Source organism: Microbulbifer flavimaris (assembly GCF_001641755.2).
In the GTDB taxonomy this organism is placed as follows: Bacteria; Pseudomonadota; Gammaproteobacteria; order Pseudomonadales; family Cellvibrionaceae; genus Microbulbifer; species Microbulbifer flavimaris.
This window is the reverse complement of record NZ_LRFG02000008.1, coordinates 16,748-32,229: the sequence shown is the minus strand read 5'-3', so window position 1 is coordinate 32,229 and position 15,482 is coordinate 16,748. Positions and strand designations below refer to the sequence as shown.

Annotated in this window: 13 protein-coding genes and 1 tRNA gene; 6 read left to right on the top strand and 8 right to left on the bottom strand. The window is 60.1% G+C overall.

The annotated features are described in order from the left end of the window. Positions 1 to 17 precede the first annotated feature (17 nt). Positions 18 to 653, bottom strand: a complete 636-nt coding sequence (locus AWR36_RS15490) for a DUF502 domain-containing protein (RefSeq protein WP_231745367.1) — start codon at positions 651 to 653, stop codon at positions 18 to 20. A gap of 7 nt (positions 654 to 660) precedes the next feature. Between AWR36_RS15490 and AWR36_RS15485 the strand changes: the two genes are divergently transcribed. After that, positions 661 to 1,509 (top strand): glutaminyl-peptide cyclotransferase, encoded by an 849-nt coding sequence (locus tag AWR36_RS15485; RefSeq protein ID WP_067087402.1) that lies wholly within the window; start codon positions 661 to 663, stop codon positions 1,507 to 1,509. On the opposite strand, the gene AWR36_RS15480 is transcribed toward AWR36_RS15485, so the two are convergent. Then, the gene (locus tag AWR36_RS15480) at positions 1,497 to 1,925 is read right to left on the bottom strand and encodes a hypothetical protein (RefSeq protein ID WP_141398545.1); all 429 of its coding nucleotides are present in this window, start codon (positions 1,923 to 1,925) and stop codon (positions 1,497 to 1,499) included. The genes AWR36_RS15485 and AWR36_RS15480 overlap by 13 nt on opposite strands. 163 nt (positions 1,926 to 2,088) lie before the next feature. Here AWR36_RS15480 and recQ point away from each other — a divergent pair, with 163 nt between their 5' ends. Further along, on the top strand, positions 2,089 to 3,903 hold the full coding sequence (gene recQ, locus AWR36_RS15475) for a DNA helicase RecQ (protein WP_067087205.1): 1,815 nt from the start codon (positions 2,089 to 2,091) through the stop codon (positions 3,901 to 3,903). 286 nt (positions 3,904 to 4,189) lie between these two features. Then, positions 4,190 to 5,686, top strand: a complete 1,497-nt coding sequence (locus AWR36_RS15470) for a CoA-acylating methylmalonate-semialdehyde dehydrogenase (protein ID WP_067087202.1) — start codon at positions 4,190 to 4,192, stop codon at positions 5,684 to 5,686. A gap of 114 nt (positions 5,687 to 5,800) precedes the next feature. Here AWR36_RS15470 and AWR36_RS15465 read toward each other — a convergent pair whose 3' ends face one another. From AWR36_RS15465 to AWR36_RS15440, 6 genes are all read right to left on the bottom strand, one after another. After that, positions 5,801 to 6,628, bottom strand: a complete 828-nt coding sequence (locus AWR36_RS15465) for an OmpW/AlkL family protein (RefSeq protein ID WP_067087198.1) — start codon at positions 6,626 to 6,628, stop codon at positions 5,801 to 5,803. 506 nt (positions 6,629 to 7,134) lie between these two features. Continuing rightward, positions 7,135 to 7,443 carry a BolA family protein gene (locus tag AWR36_RS15460; RefSeq protein ID WP_067087195.1) on the bottom strand — a complete coding sequence of 103 codons (309 nt, stop codon included), beginning with the start codon at positions 7,441 to 7,443 and terminating at the stop codon, positions 7,135 to 7,137. 70 nt (positions 7,444 to 7,513) lie between these two features. Next, on the bottom strand, positions 7,514 to 8,296 hold the full coding sequence (gene djlA / locus AWR36_RS15455) for a co-chaperone DjlA (RefSeq protein ID WP_067087191.1): 783 nt from the start codon (positions 8,294 to 8,296) through the stop codon (positions 7,514 to 7,516). 185 nt (positions 8,297 to 8,481) lie between these two features. Next, positions 8,482 to 9,795 carry a sodium ion-translocating decarboxylase subunit beta gene (locus tag AWR36_RS15450; protein WP_067087187.1) on the bottom strand — a complete coding sequence of 438 codons (1,314 nt, stop codon included), beginning with the start codon at positions 9,793 to 9,795 and terminating at the stop codon, positions 8,482 to 8,484. A 21-nt stretch (positions 9,796 to 9,816) separates the two neighbouring features. Next, on the bottom strand, positions 9,817 to 11,598 hold the full coding sequence (gene oadA, locus AWR36_RS15445; RefSeq protein ID WP_067087184.1) for a sodium-extruding oxaloacetate decarboxylase subunit alpha: 1,782 nt from the start codon (positions 11,596 to 11,598) through the stop codon (positions 9,817 to 9,819). A gap of 65 nt (positions 11,599 to 11,663) precedes the next feature. Beyond that, the gene (locus AWR36_RS15440) at positions 11,664 to 11,900 is read right to left on the bottom strand and encodes an OadG family protein (RefSeq protein WP_067087178.1); all 237 of its coding nucleotides are present in this window, start codon (positions 11,898 to 11,900) and stop codon (positions 11,664 to 11,666) included. Positions 11,901 to 12,128: 228 nt separating this feature from the next. Between AWR36_RS15440 and AWR36_RS15435 the strand changes: the two genes are divergently transcribed. From AWR36_RS15435 to AWR36_RS15425, 3 genes are all read left to right on the top strand, one after another. Beyond that, complete coding sequence (locus AWR36_RS15435) at positions 12,129 to 13,130, top strand: tRNA dihydrouridine synthase (RefSeq protein WP_067087174.1); 1,002 nt, start codon at positions 12,129 to 12,131, stop codon at positions 13,128 to 13,130. A 96-nt stretch (positions 13,131 to 13,226) separates the two neighbouring features. Beyond that, on the top strand, positions 13,227 to 14,945 hold the full coding sequence (gene polX, locus AWR36_RS15430) for a DNA polymerase/3'-5' exonuclease PolX (RefSeq protein WP_067087171.1): 1,719 nt from the start codon (positions 13,227 to 13,229) through the stop codon (positions 14,943 to 14,945). Positions 14,946 to 15,234: 289 nt separating this feature from the next. Beyond that, a tRNA-Arg gene (locus tag AWR36_RS15425) sits at positions 15,235 to 15,311 on the top strand. Positions 15,312 to 15,482 lie beyond the last annotated feature (171 nt).

Here is a 15,482-nt window from a genome sequence, read left to right as displayed (position 1 = left end):
TACTGCCAACACCCGGCTTAGCTCAGCGCAGCCTCCTCTGACGGCTGTGCCAGTAAGCGCCCGCTGCCGCTGCCGCAGGCCACAATGGATTTCATCGCTGCCTCCACGGTGACATCGGGCAATATTTCGACGCAATCGGCAGTCACGTGATAGACAAAACCCGAAGTGGGCACCGGTGCGGTGGGCACATAAACGGTGAAATCCCCGTTATCGTGTCGCGAGGTCACGATCGCGGTGACGGAAAGCGGGTTATCAACGCCGAGAATACGCACCCGGGCCACCGGGCCCGAGAGCACCCCCTCGCCAGCGCCGCCGCCGATAAACTGCAGCACGAGATCCTTGATGGTGTTGTATCCGGGCGCCAGGCGCCCTAGCCAGTGATCCATGTGACGATGCAGCCAACCACCGACACCGGTCTTCACCAGCAGGCCGATCAGGAAGCAACCGCCCAGAATCAGGGCTATCACCGCCAGCCGGGCAACGGTATTCTTGAAGCCGGTCTGGGCCTCGAACCAGTGCACCGCCGGTGCCACCAGCTCGCTGACCTGCCCGAACAGCCACTGGAACAGCAATATGAAGATGGCGAGCGGCAGCACCACCGCCAGCCCGCCGAGCAGGGTCAAGGTAACGAACGTTTTTACTCTGGTCATCATGCCTGAAATGCCTGATTTGGAATTCTGTCGCCGCGCCCGCCGGGCGATCACCGCAATGCTTCTGGCTCTCCCGTCCCTCACCCTCTCCGGTGCAGTGGCGGCCGCCGCAGCGGCCGACCCCGTCCCCGAAATGGATTACTCATTGCTGGAGCAGCGGGATAGGCCCGACGACCACTTCACCCAGGGACTCTTCTTCGATGGGGAGCGCTGGTGGGAGAGCAGCGGCTTGTTTGGCCGCTCCTGGCTTGCCGAGTATACCGACCCGACGGCCCGCCCCGTAAGGCGTAAATGGCTGGCCGCGGATCGCTTTGCCGAGGGCCTCACGGTACTGGGCGAGCGTATTTACCTGCTGACCTACAAAGCCGGCGAGTTACAGGTCTATCGGCGGTCCGACATGGCGCCCCTCGGCAGGCGCTATTATGCCGGCGAGGGCTGGGGCCTCACCAGCGATGGCGAGCAGCTGATCATGAGCAATGGTACCGATACCCTTACCTTCCGCGATCCGGACACTTTCGCCATCCGGAGAGAGTTGCGGGTACACGGAGGCAGCGAGCAGTGGTCGTTACTCAACGAACTGGAATACGCCCACGGGCTGGTCTGGGCCAATATCTGGCAGGATAAACGTATCGTCGCCATTGACCCGGACAGCGGCGAGGTGCGGGGCACCGTCGATCTTCAGGAGCTGGAACCGGGATCGCAGCACCCCGATGTGGTGGCCAATGGCATCGCCTGGGATCGGGGGCGAGACGGCCTCTGGGTCACGGGCAAGTTCTGGCCGCGGCTATATCTGATCCGCCCCCGGGGGCTGGGCTTTGGTCAAAGTCCGGACAGCACCGCGGCGGATCAGCCGCGGTAAAAGTCCACTACGGTGAGCAATCCCCCCACGCGGATCAAATCCAGCGCGGGACCATCGATACGCAGGCGAAATCCCCGGCGGCGCTGCTCCAGCGTTACCCCCTGCTCCCCCGCCCCGCCGGAATAGAGCATGGCGCTCTTGCCGTCATCCCCGCGCCACTGCACCCCCTCGACCCGTTGCATGCCGGGTAAATCCAGAGTGACCCGGTCCAGGTTTTCCGGCAATGGATCCAGCGCCAGGCGCGCAATACCGCTGGCGGTCGCCACCGAATAGGCCAACTGGTTTTCCGGGGCAGGCTGCCAGCCCAGGTGGGTATCGGCACGGTCTGATTGCAGCAGATTCTGCGGGGTTCCGGTCGCGCATCCTGCAAGACCAACCACCAGCAGCCAAGACAACATCCTTATTAGCGCACGCATAGCCTTATCCTTGTCTATGTCTGTGGTGGCAGGATTATAGACACAATCGCTGCCAACAGGATTTGGCGGGCGGAAATTGAGGCGCCAGAATTGCCCTGCCCGGTCACGATCAGGCAGCCACAAGCCCGACGCAGAAACTCATGAGCAGGTATACTGCGCCGCCATGAGCTCCCCACAATCCATACTTGAACATACCTTCGGCTACACCGAGTTCCGCGGACCGCAGCGCGAGATCATCGATACGGTGATGGGCGGCCACGACGCCCTGGTGTTGATGCCCACCGGCGGCGGCAAGTCGCTCTGTTACCAGATCCCCGCACTGGCCCGCGAGGGCTGCGGCGTCGTGATCTCGCCCTTGATCGCGCTGATGCAGGACCAGGTGGAGGCACTGTGTGCGGCGGGTGTCCGCGCCGCCTTCCTCAACTCCTCCCTGCCTCCGGAACGGGCCCAGCAGATTGAGCAGGCACTGCTGGACGGGGAGCTGGACCTTCTCTATCTGGCCCCGGAGCGACTGCTGCAACCGCGCACCCTCGAACTGCTGCAGCGGGTGCAGCTCTCGCTGTTTGCCATCGACGAGGCCCACTGCGTATCCCAGTGGGGCCATGATTTCCGGGCCGATTACCTGCACCTGAATTGCCTGCATGAGCAGTTCCCCTCGGTGCCGCGTATCGCCCTTACCGCCACCGCCGACCGCCGCACGCGTGCGGAGATCGCCCAGCGCCTGGACCTGGCCGACGCGCGCCACTTCGTCAGCAGTTTCGATCGCCCCAATATCCGTTACCGGATCGCACAGAAAGACAACCCGCGCCGACAGTTGCTGGACTTTATCCGCAGCGAGCAGCCCGGCAACTCCGGGATTGTCTACTGCCTGTCCCGCAACAAAGTGGAAAACACCGCTGACTGGCTGTGCCAGCAGGGCTTCAAGGCGCTGCCCTATCACGCCGGCCTGCCGGCGGATCTGCGCGCCGAACACCAGCGGCGTTTCCTGCGCGAGGATGGGGTGATCGTGGTGGCCACCATCGCCTTCGGCATGGGTATCGACAAGCCGGATGTCCGCTTCGTCGCCCACCTGGACCTGCCCAAGAGCATCGAGGCTTACTATCAGGAGACCGGCCGCGCCGGACGGGATGGCGACCCGGCCACCGCACTGCTGCTATACGGCCTGGAAGACGTCGTCAAACTGGGGCAAATGGCCGCCAATTCCGATGGCAGTGACGAGCACCGCCGCCAGGAGCGTAACCGACTCAACGCGATGTTGGGGCTGTGTGAGATCACCACCTGTCGTCGCCAGGCACTGCTCCGCTACTTTGCCGAGGAGCTACCCGAACCCTGCGGCAACTGTGACACCTGCCTGGAGCCACCACAGACCTGGGACGGCACCGAGGCCGCCGCCAAGCTTCTCTCCTGCGTCTACCGCACTGGACAGCGGTTTGGCGCCTCCCACGTCATCGATGTGTTGCGGGGCAGTACCAGTGAAAAAGTACTGAAGTTCGGACACGACCAGCTCTCAACCTATGGTATTGGCTCCGACCGGAGTACGGCGGACTGGCGCGGTGTGGTACGCCAGCTGGTGGTGCGCGGCTACCTTGAGGTCAACAGTGAGGCGTTTGGTGCCCTACAGCTCACGGAAGCCTGCCGTTCGCTGCTGCGCGGGGAAGAAAAGATCCAGCTGCGCAAGCTGCCCAGCCGCTCCAGGCAAACGGAAAGCCGAACAACCAATTCTGCCGCCGATATCGATCCGGCCGATGCGCCACTCTGGGAGGCCCTGCGTGCATGCCGCAAACGGCTGGCAGACGAAAAAGGCGTGCCCCCCTATGTCGTGTTCCACGATGCCACCCTGCGCGAAATGCTCGCCGTCAGACCACAGACCCCGGAGGCCCTGCTGTCCATATCGGGTATTGGCGACAGCAAATTGCAGCGGTTTGGCGACGATTTTCTGGCGGTGTTGCGAGACTTTTCCCGCGAGCCGACCGCCTAGCGGCCAGCCACCCTATCCACCTCTCCCCGGGATCCACCCTGCAAATGTTGCATCCTGAAGCCAGGGGCGCTTAGTCACTGCGCCCTCGACTTCAGCGGACTCGAACCGCGCAGGGACCGCGTGACGGAATACTCTCGGAAGCCTACTATCTCTGTTACCGTCATTCGGCACTGGCGCCAGATAGGCTGGTGCTCAGTCCCCATGGAAGTTTCGGGCAATTCTGACAATAGAGAGCGAGGCCGCTCAGCGCCACAGCGCGCGTGCCGACCATTGGAGGGAGTCAACCATGCAGACCATCGGGCATTTCATTGGCGGGGAAAAACTCGCCGAAGACCCACGTACCCAGGAAATTATCAATCCGTCCACCAACCAGCTGGAGGCAAAAGTCTGCCTGGCCAGCAAAGCCACGGTCGAAAAGGCCATCGCCACCGCTGAAGCCGCCTTTCCCGCATGGCGTGCAGTGCCCCCCATCAAACGCACGCGCATTATGTTCCGCCTGAAAGACCTGCTCGAACAGAACGCCGACAGAATCTGTGAGCTGCTTACCCGTGAGCACGGCAAAGTGTTGAATGATGCCATGGGGGAGCTACAGCGCGGCATCGAGAATGTGGAATATGTCTGCTCGCTGCCAGAAGTGCTCAAGGGGGAGCACAGTCGGGACGTTGGCCCGGGGATCGATTCCTGGAGTGAGTTCCAGCCATTGGGTGTCTGCGCGGGGATCACGCCCTTTAACTTCCCGGCCATGGTGCCACTGTGGATGTGGCCGATGGCGGTTGCCTGTGGCAACACGTTTGTACTGAAACCGTCGGAGCGGGATCCCAGCGCCGCGCTGTTTATCGCCCAGCTGGGTATTGAGGCGGGGATTCCGGCGGGGGTGCTGAATGTGGTCAACGGTGACAAGGAGGCGGTCGATACGCTGCTGACCGACAAGCGGGTGCAGGCCGTCAGCTTCGTTGGCTCCACGCCGGTCGCCGAGCATATCTATACCACCGGATGCGCCTCCGGTAAGCGGATACAGGCCTTTGGCGGCGCCAAAAACCACGCGATCGTGATGCCCGATGCGGACCTCGACAATGCCGCCACGTCCCTGATGGGCGCGGCTTACGGCTCCTGCGGGGAGCGCTGTATGGCCATCTCTGTTGTGGTCGCGGTCGGTGATGCAACGGCCGACGCGCTGGTAGAAAAACTCGAGGCCCAGATCGCCACACTGAAGGTCGGGGATGGCCGCGATACCTCCAACGATATGGGCCCGCTGGTCACCCGTGCCCATCTGGAAAAAGTCACCGGCTATATCGCCAGGGGTGTCGAGGAGGGAGCGGAGCTTGTGGTCGACGGTCGCGGTCTCGTGGTCGAGGGCTTCGAGGACGGCAACTACCTGGGCGCCTGCCTGTTCGACAGGGTCAAGGAGGGCATGGTCATTCACTCCGACGAGATCTTCGGCCCGGTGCTTTGCGTCATGCGGGTCGATACGATGCAGGAAGCGATGCAAATCATCGATAACCATGAATATGGCAATGGCACCTGTATCTTCACCCGCGATGGCGAGGCCGCGCGCTACTTTGCCGACAACATTAAAATCGGCATGGTTGGGATCAATGTACCGTTACCGGTCCCGGTCGCCTACCACAGCTTCGGCGGCTGGAAGCACTCCCTGTTTGGAGACTTGCACGCCTATGGCCCGGATTCAGTGCGTTTCTACACCAAGCGCAAGACCGTTACCCAGCGCTGGCCAGCCAGCGATATCCGCGAAGGTGCACAATTTGCTTTCCCGAGCAATCGATAGGAGCGAGCGGCTGGGGAAAGTAACATCCACTTCAAGCCCCATAAGTCTTGAGATTCAGTAGACAAGAAAAAAGGCGCCGAAGCGCCTTTTCTCCGTCCTTGGAAGTATGAGCTATCAGAACTTGTAGCCCACACCAACAGTCCACACCCACGGCTCCGGATCAAACTCGGATCTGACCGAGTTGTAGAACGTACGGGTTTCCTGCGGATCGTCCTGGGTCAAGCCTTCGACCGCGTAATTGAGCTGGGCATCGAGCTCGGTATCGTCGTAGCGCACGGCGGCGTTCACCAGCCAGTTGCTCTCCCGTCCGAGGATAATGTCCACACCCACCTGGCCAGTCCAGCCCCAGCTATCATTGATGCTGAAGCGGGCGGGACCGATGGCATCGGCATTGTCCGCCAGGTACTCATTGATGACTTCGCTGGTATTTACGCTGTCAAAGTCCGTGTAGACAGCACCGAAGCCAACATAAGGCTGGATCCAGGATTCCTTACAGACCGGGAACCAGTTCAGAGTGAGCAACTGGGTGGTTCTGTCGAGGTCCTTGTTGTCCAGCTTGCGACGCAGGAACTCATCGCCATCCGTATTGATAAAGCGGACATCGTGGCTATGGCCTGACTCACCGTCATACTGATACTCGATACCAAAGTGATCGATCGGCATGACCATGGCGCTGAACTGCCAGGACCACTCAGAGTCCAGGTCGTACCGCAGCCCTTCGTACTCGGGGAAAATATCCGGGTTGCGAAGATTGACCGAGGTATCGTCCGGGTCGACGTAGGCACCACCGAGGCGGAACACTACAGTGCCAGCTTCATAGATGGGGGCCGGACCCGAGGGCATGGGCGGTGCATAACCCGAAGGTCCTGCGAGTGCCTGCTGCGCTCCAACCATGGCGGATACAGCAAGGGCCAGAGGTGTCAGAATGCGCGTCATTTTCATAGGTGATACTCCATTGATATTCGGCAAATTGAACAGCAATTAACCCAATCACCTTCAGCATAGACACCAAAAAAAACAGCTGTAGAAAAAACACCCAATTTCACTGCCCCGTTGTGGAACTTTTGCGCCGCTGTGGCGTATGCTCGCTTTTTTTGGCGCGCTTTTTATTTTTATGTCGCCTTTTTCTTCGGTGAGTTCAGGTTACAGACAGGAAAAAAAGTCGCCTCTTTCACCCAAAATAAAGGGGTAACCGACAGCGAGCCCCCAATGAACCGCTGCGTGCTGGTTAATTACACGACGAAAGGACGGCAATCGATATCGGCATGAGCCTTTCCGACTCCACCGGCAAAAGAAGCATTCCGGAGTGAATGTGAAGAGTGATTGAATGCCTTTGGAAAGGACTGGAGGCGCAGTTCTGGCAACAGGACGCTACGGAGACACCTGCCGCAGGAGTGCTGGCGACCCCTGCGAACAAGTTAAAACTAATAAAGGCGTGTAAAAGGGGCTCAGGACTTCTTGCTGCCGCCCAGACACTGCGGACTATCGGGTGCCTGGCCCTGCCACTCCTCAGGGCTGAAAGTGTGCAATGCCAGTGCGTGGATCGGCCCTGCCATCTCCTCCGCCAGCACACCGTACACTCTCTGGTGACGCTGCACCTTGCGCAACTGATTGAATTCCTCAGAAACCAGTACCACGCGAAAATGCATTTCGGAACCCGCCGGCACATTGTGCAGGTGGCTTTCACACTGCACTTCTATATGCTCGGGGGCGAACTCCGCCGCGAGTTTTTCCTCAATCTGTTTCGCAAGGCTCATAGGACCCTCCCTTACTGCTGGTTGCACCAGAGATAGATTCCAGTACACACGGGAATTAAAAAGAGAACAATCAGGCTGTCTCAGAGGTGGCGGAACGCTTACGCGCCGCGACAATGGTCTCGTAGGCCACCGTAACACTTTTCATCTGGTCTTCCGCATGACGCAGAAACTCCTCGGGCAATCCCTTTGAGGCAATCTTGTCCGGGTGGAATTCCGCCGCCTTGCGGCGGTAAGCCAGCTTCAGCTCCCTGTCGGTCACATCGGGAGAACAGCCCAGCACCGCATAGTGTTGCTCCAGGCTGATTGCAGAACCGGAATTACGCTGGCCGAATTCGGCAGCCATGGCCGCAAAGATGGATTCGTGCAAACCGAGGTATGAGGGGATCTTGCGAAGGATTTCCTCCTCCGCACGGTGCAGCTGCCCATCGGCGTGAGCCACCGCAAACAACAGGCGGTATACCACTTCGCGCATCGCCTGGTTGCGCACCAGCTGGCGATACTGCTGCGCGTAATCGTAAATACTGTAGGAATCACTCTTGGCGTTCTGGAAGATACGGATGGCTTCCGCCCGCTCTTCGGCACCGAGACGCAGATTGTTCCTGATAAAGTCGTCAATCAGGTCGACCTCCGCCTTGGATACCTGCCCGTCGGCCTTGGCCATCTTGGCAAGCATCGAAAACAGGGTGACGATAAAAACTGCCTGGGCGCCATCGCGATTGAGCTTTGCGGCATTACCCACATTGCGTAGCCCGGAACCAAACGAGCTGCCTATCCAGGCGCCAAGCGCCGCGCCGATGGGCCCGCCAAAGACCATTCCGATGCCGGCGCCAATACCCGCTCCCAACCAGGACATTACCTCTCCTCCGGGCGACCGCTGGCGCCCCTGTGAACAAAAAACCCAGCCATGATACCACGGCTGTGACCGTCCCCTGACACCCTCTCGACCAGCAAGTCACCGCCGTGCTGATACCAGCGGACTCAGGTAATAAAAAAAGCGGGCCGAAGCCCGCTCTTGCTGCTGGTACGAGACCGCTTTTCTCAGCCGGTCATGGCCCGGACCATAGTGATCATTACACCGGCGGCCACCGCGGAGCCGATCACACCGGCCACATTCGGGCCCATGGCGTGCATCAACAGGAAGTTATGCGGGTTGGCTTCCAGCCCCAACTTATTGGAGACCCGTGCCGCCATGGGTACCGCAGAAACACCGGCGGAACCGATCAGGGGATTCACCTTGTGTTTGCTCAACAGGTTCAACAGCTTGGCCATCAGCACGCCAGCGGCGGTGCCAATGGAAAATGCCACGATGCCCAGCGCCAGGATGCCCAGCGTTTTCGGATCCAGGAACTTGTCCGCCGCCAGTTTCGAACCAACCGACAGCCCTAGGAAGATGGTGGTGATATTGATCAGCGCGTTCTGGGCGGTATCGGACAGGCGCGAAACCACTCCACACTCACGCATCAGGTTGCCGAAACAGAACATTCCCAGCAGCGGAGCCGCGTCCGGCAGGAAAAGCGCCACCAGGATCAACAGCAGCAGCGGAAAGGTGATTTTCTCCCGCTTGGTCACATGGCGCAGCTGTACCATCTCGATGCGACGCTCTTCAGGGGTGGTAAGGGCGCGCATGATGGGCGGCTGGATCAGGGGCACCAGTGCCATATAGGAGTAGGCGGCCACGGCAATGGCACCCAGCAGGTCCGGCGCCAACAGGCTAGACACATAAATCGCCGTGGGGCCGTCGGCACCACCGATGATACCGATGGCGGCGGCGTCGGCGATGGAGAAGTCCATGATTCCCGCGGCGGAGAGTCCCACCGCACCCAACACTGTCGCGAAAATACCAAACTGGGCCGCAGCGCCAAGGAACAGGGTGCGGGGGTTCGCCAACAGGGGACCGAAGTCGGTCATGGCGCCAACGCCCATAAAAATCACCAGCGGCGCGACACCGGACGCAATAGCCACGGTGTAGAAGTTGTACAGCATGCCGTTGTTGTATCCCGCATCCTGGGCAACCGCCATTGCCTGCGCCTGAACGGAAGCGGGTGCGTTACCGAGCGCCTCTTTCATAGCGGTGGTGGAAGCCAGGTTCTCCAGGCCAAGCAACTGGGCCAGCTGCAGCAGCACGCCGCTGTCACCCACCGCCACCGCGGTCTCAGCCGCAGACAGGGCCAGGTGTGCGCCAGGGATATTGGCGAGAATGCCGCCAAAGCCGATGGGCACCAGCAGCAGCGGCTCAAAGTTCTTGCGGATGGCCAGGAACAGCAGCCCCAGGCACACCAGGATCATGGCAAATTGCCCGGACGCCATCTGGTAGGCGCCAGAGGATTGCCAGAGGTTCAGAAGATTATCCACGAGCGACTCCTTTCAAGGCCTTCAGGCGATCGTCAGCAGGGCATCACCCACTGCCACAGAATCACCCTCTTTCACCGCCACGGTGCTGACCGTTCCGGAGCGTGGGGCGCTCACCGCGGTTTCCATCTTCATCGCCTCGAGCACGACGATGGTCTGGCCCTCGGTGATCTCATCACCGGGCTTCACCAGCACCTTGAAGATGTTGCCGGCCAGGGGCGCGGAAACCGGCTCGCCGCCGCTGGTCGGTGCCGGTGCGCTGCCCGTGGACGGCGCGGCAGATGCGGGCGCCATGCTGGTGACATCGCCGCCGTCAGCCACGGTCACGCTGTAGCTCTTGCCCTCGACTGTGACCGTGTAAACCCCCTCGCCGCTCTCGTTGGTCACAGCGTGTTCGGCCGCACCGGTGGGAACTGGCTCAAAAGCGCCCGGGTTATTGCGGTTTTTCAGGAATTTGAGGCCAATCTGCGGGAAGAGTGCATAGGTAAGGACGTCATCGATCTTGCGATCGCCCTCTTCCAGGTCGATTTTGTCAGCGCTGACCTTTTCCTGCAGTTCTGCGCTCAGATCGTCCAGTTCCGGGGATAGCAGATCCGCCGGGCGGCAGGTCACCGGCTCGGCACCCTCCAGAACCCGCTCCTGCAGCTCTTTATTCACTTCCGCCGGCGTGGAGCCGTACTCACCCTTGAGGACAGCGGCGGTCTCTTTGGAAATTGACTTGTAGCGCTCGCCGGTCAGCACGTTCAATACGGCCTGGGTACCGACAATCTGGGAGGTCGGCGTCACCAGCGGGATAAAGCCGAGATCTTCACGCACACGTGGAATCTCTTCCAGCACCTCGTCCAGCCGATCGGCTGCCCCCTGCTCCCGCAGCTGGTTTTCCATGTTGGTCAGCATGCCACCGGGCACCTGTGCCACCAGGATCCGGGAGTCCACGCCCCGCAGGGAACCTTCGAATTTGGCGTACTTCTTGCGCACCTCGCGGAAGTAGGCCGCGATTTCCTCCAGCAACTCAATATCGAGCCCGGTATCGCGATCGGTTCCCTCGAGGATGGCCACCAGGGTTTCGGTCGGGCTGTGGCCGTAGGTCATGGACATGGAGGAAATGGCCGTGTCCACATTGTCGATACCGGCCTCAATGCACTTCAGTGCCGTAGCGGTGGAGAGACCGGTGGTGGCGTGGCACTGCATATGGATGGGAATATCCACCGCTTCCTTCAGGCGCTTGACCAGCTCGTAGCCCTCGTAAGGCCGCAGCAGGCCCGCCATGTCCTTGATGGCGATGGAATCGGCGCCCATATCTTCCAGCTGGCGCCCGAGGTCCACCCAGAGATCCATGGTATGTACCGGGCTCACGGTATAGGAGATCGTGCCCTGGGCATGCTTGCCCTGCTTCTTGACAGCGCGCAACGCAGTTTGCAGGTTGCGCATATCATTCATGGCGTCAAATACGCGGAAAACATCCACGCCGTTTTCGGCGGCGCGCTCGACAAACTTTTCCACCACGTCGTCGGCATAGTGCCGGTAACCGAGAATATTCTGCCCGCGGAACAACATCTGTTGAGGCGTATTCGGCATCGCCTTTTTCAACTCGCGGATGCGCTCCCAGGGATCTTCGCCCAGATAACGGATACAGGCGTCAAAGGTAGCCCCACCCCAGGATTCGAGGGACCAGAAACCCACCTTGTCGAGCTTTTCAGCGATCGGCAGCATATCGTCCAGTCGCATGCGGGTTGCCAGAAGTGACTGATGCGCGTCGCGCAGGACCACATCGGTAATCCCCAAGGGCTTTTTTACCTCAGTCATGAGTCTTCTCTCTCGATAATTGTTGTGAAGGGCTGCTTTGCTTGCGATTGCCTGCCGGCATTATTTTATTTTTGCCGTTTGCGGTGCTGCTCGATCGCTGCTTTGGCAATAGCACGCAGCCGCGCTTCGTCGCCCAGGCCACTCGGGCGCGTGGAGGGGACAGGCTCTGCCTCGGGGAAGTTGCGGACAATGATGCGGGACATGATGCCGGTGCCGATCACCAGCAGGAGCAGGAAGGAGAAAACAATCCCCATTCCGAACAATGTGATATCCAGTCCCTGTTGTAGTAGCGTCTCTTGCACTATTTTCCCCTGTATCCGCGAAAGCGGCCGCTATTATCGTTACAACAACCTTTTAAAATCAAACAGTTATTAGTTACACGCGCAACGATAAAAGACCGTTTCCACTGCAATAATTACTGTCGATACCACCATTGAACCCGATGGTTAAGGATATTACGGCGGGCACTCGGGCAGTGTTAAAATAGACGCCTCATAGCCCCGATACCGCAATCTTCATCCCGGCCTTTTATGACCCATAAGACACAAAAGCTGCAACCGCGCCTCTATCAGGCACCCATGGAAGGGGTCATCGATCACCACGTGCGCGCCCTGCTCTCCGGGATAGGAGGTATCGATATCTGCGTGACGGAGTTTGTGCGGGTGACCCACACACGCCTGCCGCGACGGGTGTTCAAGCGACTGTGCCCCGAGCTCGACCGCGGCGCCCTGACCCCGACCGGGACCCCGGTGCGCCTGCAGCTCCTCGGCGGCAATCCGGAAGCCATGGCTGAAAATGCTGCACGCGCGGTGGCGGCCGGGGCAAAGGCCATCGACCTCAACTTTGGTTGCCCGGCCAAGTCGGTCAACAACAGCGATGGCGGCGCCTGCCTGCTGCAGAGCCCCCACCGGGTGGAAGCCATTGTGGGTGCCGTGCGCGGTGCCGTGCCGGCCAGCATCCCGGTCACCGCCAAGATCCGCCTCGGCTACCAGGACCGCTCCAGCTACATGGACAATGCCCGCGCCGCGGAGAATGGTGGCGCCAGCGAGCTGGCGGTCCATGCCCGCTCCAAGGTCGACGGCTACCGTCCGCCTGCCTACTGGGAATATATCGGCGAGATTCGCCAGCAGCTGTCGATCCCGGTCATTGCCAACGGGGATATCTGGACGGTGGCGGAGTTCGAGCGCTGCCGTGAAGTCACCGGTTGCGACGCCTTCATGTTCGGCCGCAGCCTGCTGGCCCGACCCGACCTGCCACTGCAAGTCAAAGCCTTCTGTGCCGGCGAACCCTACACCCCCATGCCCTGGCAGCGCGTGGTCGCGGTGCTGTGGGATTACTATTGCACGACGCGTGAAGAGTATCCGGCAAAATACCTGGGCAACCGTATCAAACAATGGCTGGCCTACCTGAAGCTCGGTTACCCGGAAGCGCAGTTATTCTTCGAGGAAATCAAGCGTCACCGGGAGGCTGAGCCGATTGAGGCCGCGTTCGCGCGACAGCTCTCGGGAGAAACAGTCACAGTGGCAGCCTGAGTACCTTAGCCACGACGTAGTTCTCCACCCCACTCGCACGCAGGCTCCCTTCTATACTGGACCGGATTACCGCCACTACAGAAGCGAGCCCTCGCCATGGCGCTGCATAACAGCGAAATCGCCGATCGATTCGATCGTCTCGCCGACCTGTTGGAAATAGAGGGTGCCAACCCCTTCCGGGTGCGCGCCTACCGCAACGCCGCACGCACCGTGCGGGGTTACCCCCGCAGTATGGCGGACCTGCTCGCCGACGATGTTGATCTTACCGAACTGCCAGATATCGGTGACGACCTGGCAAAAAAAATCGAGGGGCTGGTTTCAAACGGAGAGCTGCCGTTACTCGACGAGGTGGAAGAGCGTACACCCCCTGCGCTGAGCGAGCTTATGAAGATTCAGGGCCTGGGAGCCAAACGGGTCAGGGCCCTGCATGAGGCAATCAATATCGAAACCCTGGAGGATCTGCGTGCTGCTGTCGAAAGCGGTCAGGTACGTGCAGTCGAGGGATTCGGCGAGAAAAGTGAGGACAAAATTCGTCGGCGGCTGAAGAAGTTCTCCGGAAAAGACGAACGCATCAAGCTGAGTGAAGCGGAGCAGATCGCCGCCCCCCTGGTGAAATACCTGGAAAAGGCCAACGGGCTGAAGGAGATCGTTGTGGCCGGTAGTTTCCGGCGGCGCAAGGAGACCGTGGGCGACCTGGATATCCTCATCACGGCGAAAACAAAGAACAATGTGATGGAGCACTTCACCAGCTATGAGGATATCGAAGAGGTAGCCTCGCGGGGTGAGACCCGCTCTACCGTTTACCTGCGCTGCGGCATGCAGGTGGACTTGCGCGTTGTACCGCAAGTCAGCTTCGGTTCTGCGCAACACTATTTCACCGGTTCAAAAGACCACAATATTGCAGTGCGCAAGCTCGGCATCAAAAAAGGCTACAAGATCAACGAGTACGGGGTTTTTGAAGGCGACAAGCGCATTGCGGGAGAAACCGAAAAATCCGTTTACGCTAGCGTTGATCTCCCGCTGATCCCCCCCGAACTGCGGGAAAACCGCGGCGAGCTGGAGGCCGCACGAGAAAACCAGCTGCCTGACCTGGTGCGGCTTGAAGACCTGCGAGGCAACCTGCACACCCACACAGACGCCACCGATGGCCGCAACAGCCTCAAATCCATGGCCGCGGCAGCGGCCGAATTCGGCCTCGAGTACCTGGCCATCACTGACCATTCCAAGCACCTGAAAGTCGCCCATGGCCTGGATGAAAAGCGACTCAAACAACAGCTGCAGGCGATCGACAAACTGAACGATGAACTCAGTGGTATCCGGCTGCTGAAATCCATCGAGGTGGATATTCTCCAGGACGGCAAACTCGATCTTGCCGACAGCGTGCTCGAACAACTGGACCTGGTTTTGTGCGCGGTGCACCACAAGTTCGACCTGTCGAAACAGAAGCAGACCGAGCGCATTCTGCGCGCCATGGACAGCCCCCACTGCCACATCCTCGCCCACCCCAGTGGGCGACTGATCAACCGGCGTGAGGCCTACGATATCGATCTGGAAAAAATTCTGGAGGCCGCCGCCGCAAGGAGTTGCGCAGTGGAGCTGAACGCCCAGCCCGACCGGCTGGACCTCACCGACGAAGGCTGCCGCATGGCCCGGGAGCTAGGCGTGAAAGTCTCCATCGCCGCCGATGCTCACAGTGCCCGGGGTTTCGACACCCTGCGCTTTGGGGTCGACCAGGCCAGGCGCGGCTGGCTGGAGGCGGACGATGTGCTCAATACCCGCCCGCTCAAGGCCCTGCTCGAGATCCTCAAGCGCTAAACGCCCGGAAACCATCCGGCTCGCCCAACACGCCCTTCTGCACCCCCATGGACGCAGGCCTCTCGCTCAGGGCAGAGCAGAAACCGGAAAACCGACTATTTTGACAATTAGGGCTTGCAAAGCACCCAAAGCCACGGCAGAATGCGCGCCCTATCGAGCTTCAACGCCGCCCAAGAACAGGCACTGAGGTCCGGTAACTTGCGGATTTTTAAGGACTTTTTTCTTAAAAGCCTTAAAAAAAGAGTTGACTCCAACAAGCCAACTCACTATAGTTCGCAACCACAACGACGCGCTCGTAGCTCAGCTGGATAGAGTACCTGGCTACGAACCAGGCGGTCGGAGGTTCGAATCCTCCCGAGCGCGCCATACAAAGAAAGCCTCATCCGAAAGGATGGGGCTTTTTTTGTATGGCAAGTTCGGGCGGTGGACGCACCTCCCAGGTTCGATCAACTCGCACAGCGAGTTGAGACCGAGCACAGCGAGCCCAAAGGGGCGAAACACGCCCTAGCGTGTTTCGAGTCCATCCTCCCCAGCACC

Bases quoted from the DNA above. Each gene is read 5' to 3' on its own strand.
- polX (WP_067087171.1), top strand. From the start codon at position 13,227: ATGGCGCTGCATAACAGCGAAATCGCCGATCGATTCGATCGTCTCGCC.
- AWR36_RS15485 (WP_067087402.1), top strand. From the start codon at position 661: ATGCCTGATTTGGAATTCTGTCGCCGCGCCCGCCGGGCGATCACCGCA.
- AWR36_RS15480 (WP_141398545.1), bottom strand. From the start codon at position 1,925: ATGCGTGCGCTAATAAGGATGTTGTCTTGGCTGCTGGTGGTTGGTCTT.
- AWR36_RS15490 (WP_231745367.1), bottom strand. From the start codon at position 653: ATGATGACCAGAGTAAAAACGTTCGTTACCTTGACCCTGCTCGGCGGG.
- AWR36_RS15460 (WP_067087195.1), bottom strand. From the start codon at position 7,443: ATGAGCCTTGCGAAACAGATTGAGGAAAAACTCGCGGCGGAGTTCGCC.
- oadA (WP_067087184.1), bottom strand. From the start codon at position 11,598: ATGACTGAGGTAAAAAAGCCCTTGGGGATTACCGATGTGGTCCTGCGC.
- AWR36_RS15465 (WP_067087198.1), bottom strand. From the start codon at position 6,628: ATGAAAATGACGCGCATTCTGACACCTCTGGCCCTTGCTGTATCCGCC.
- AWR36_RS15435 (WP_067087174.1), top strand. From the start codon at position 12,129: ATGACCCATAAGACACAAAAGCTGCAACCGCGCCTCTATCAGGCACCC.
- djlA (WP_067087191.1), bottom strand. From the start codon at position 8,296: ATGTCCTGGTTGGGAGCGGGTATTGGCGCCGGCATCGGAATGGTCTTT.
- AWR36_RS15470 (WP_067087202.1), top strand. From the start codon at position 4,190: ATGCAGACCATCGGGCATTTCATTGGCGGGGAAAAACTCGCCGAAGAC.
- recQ (WP_067087205.1), top strand. From the start codon at position 2,089: ATGAGCTCCCCACAATCCATACTTGAACATACCTTCGGCTACACCGAG.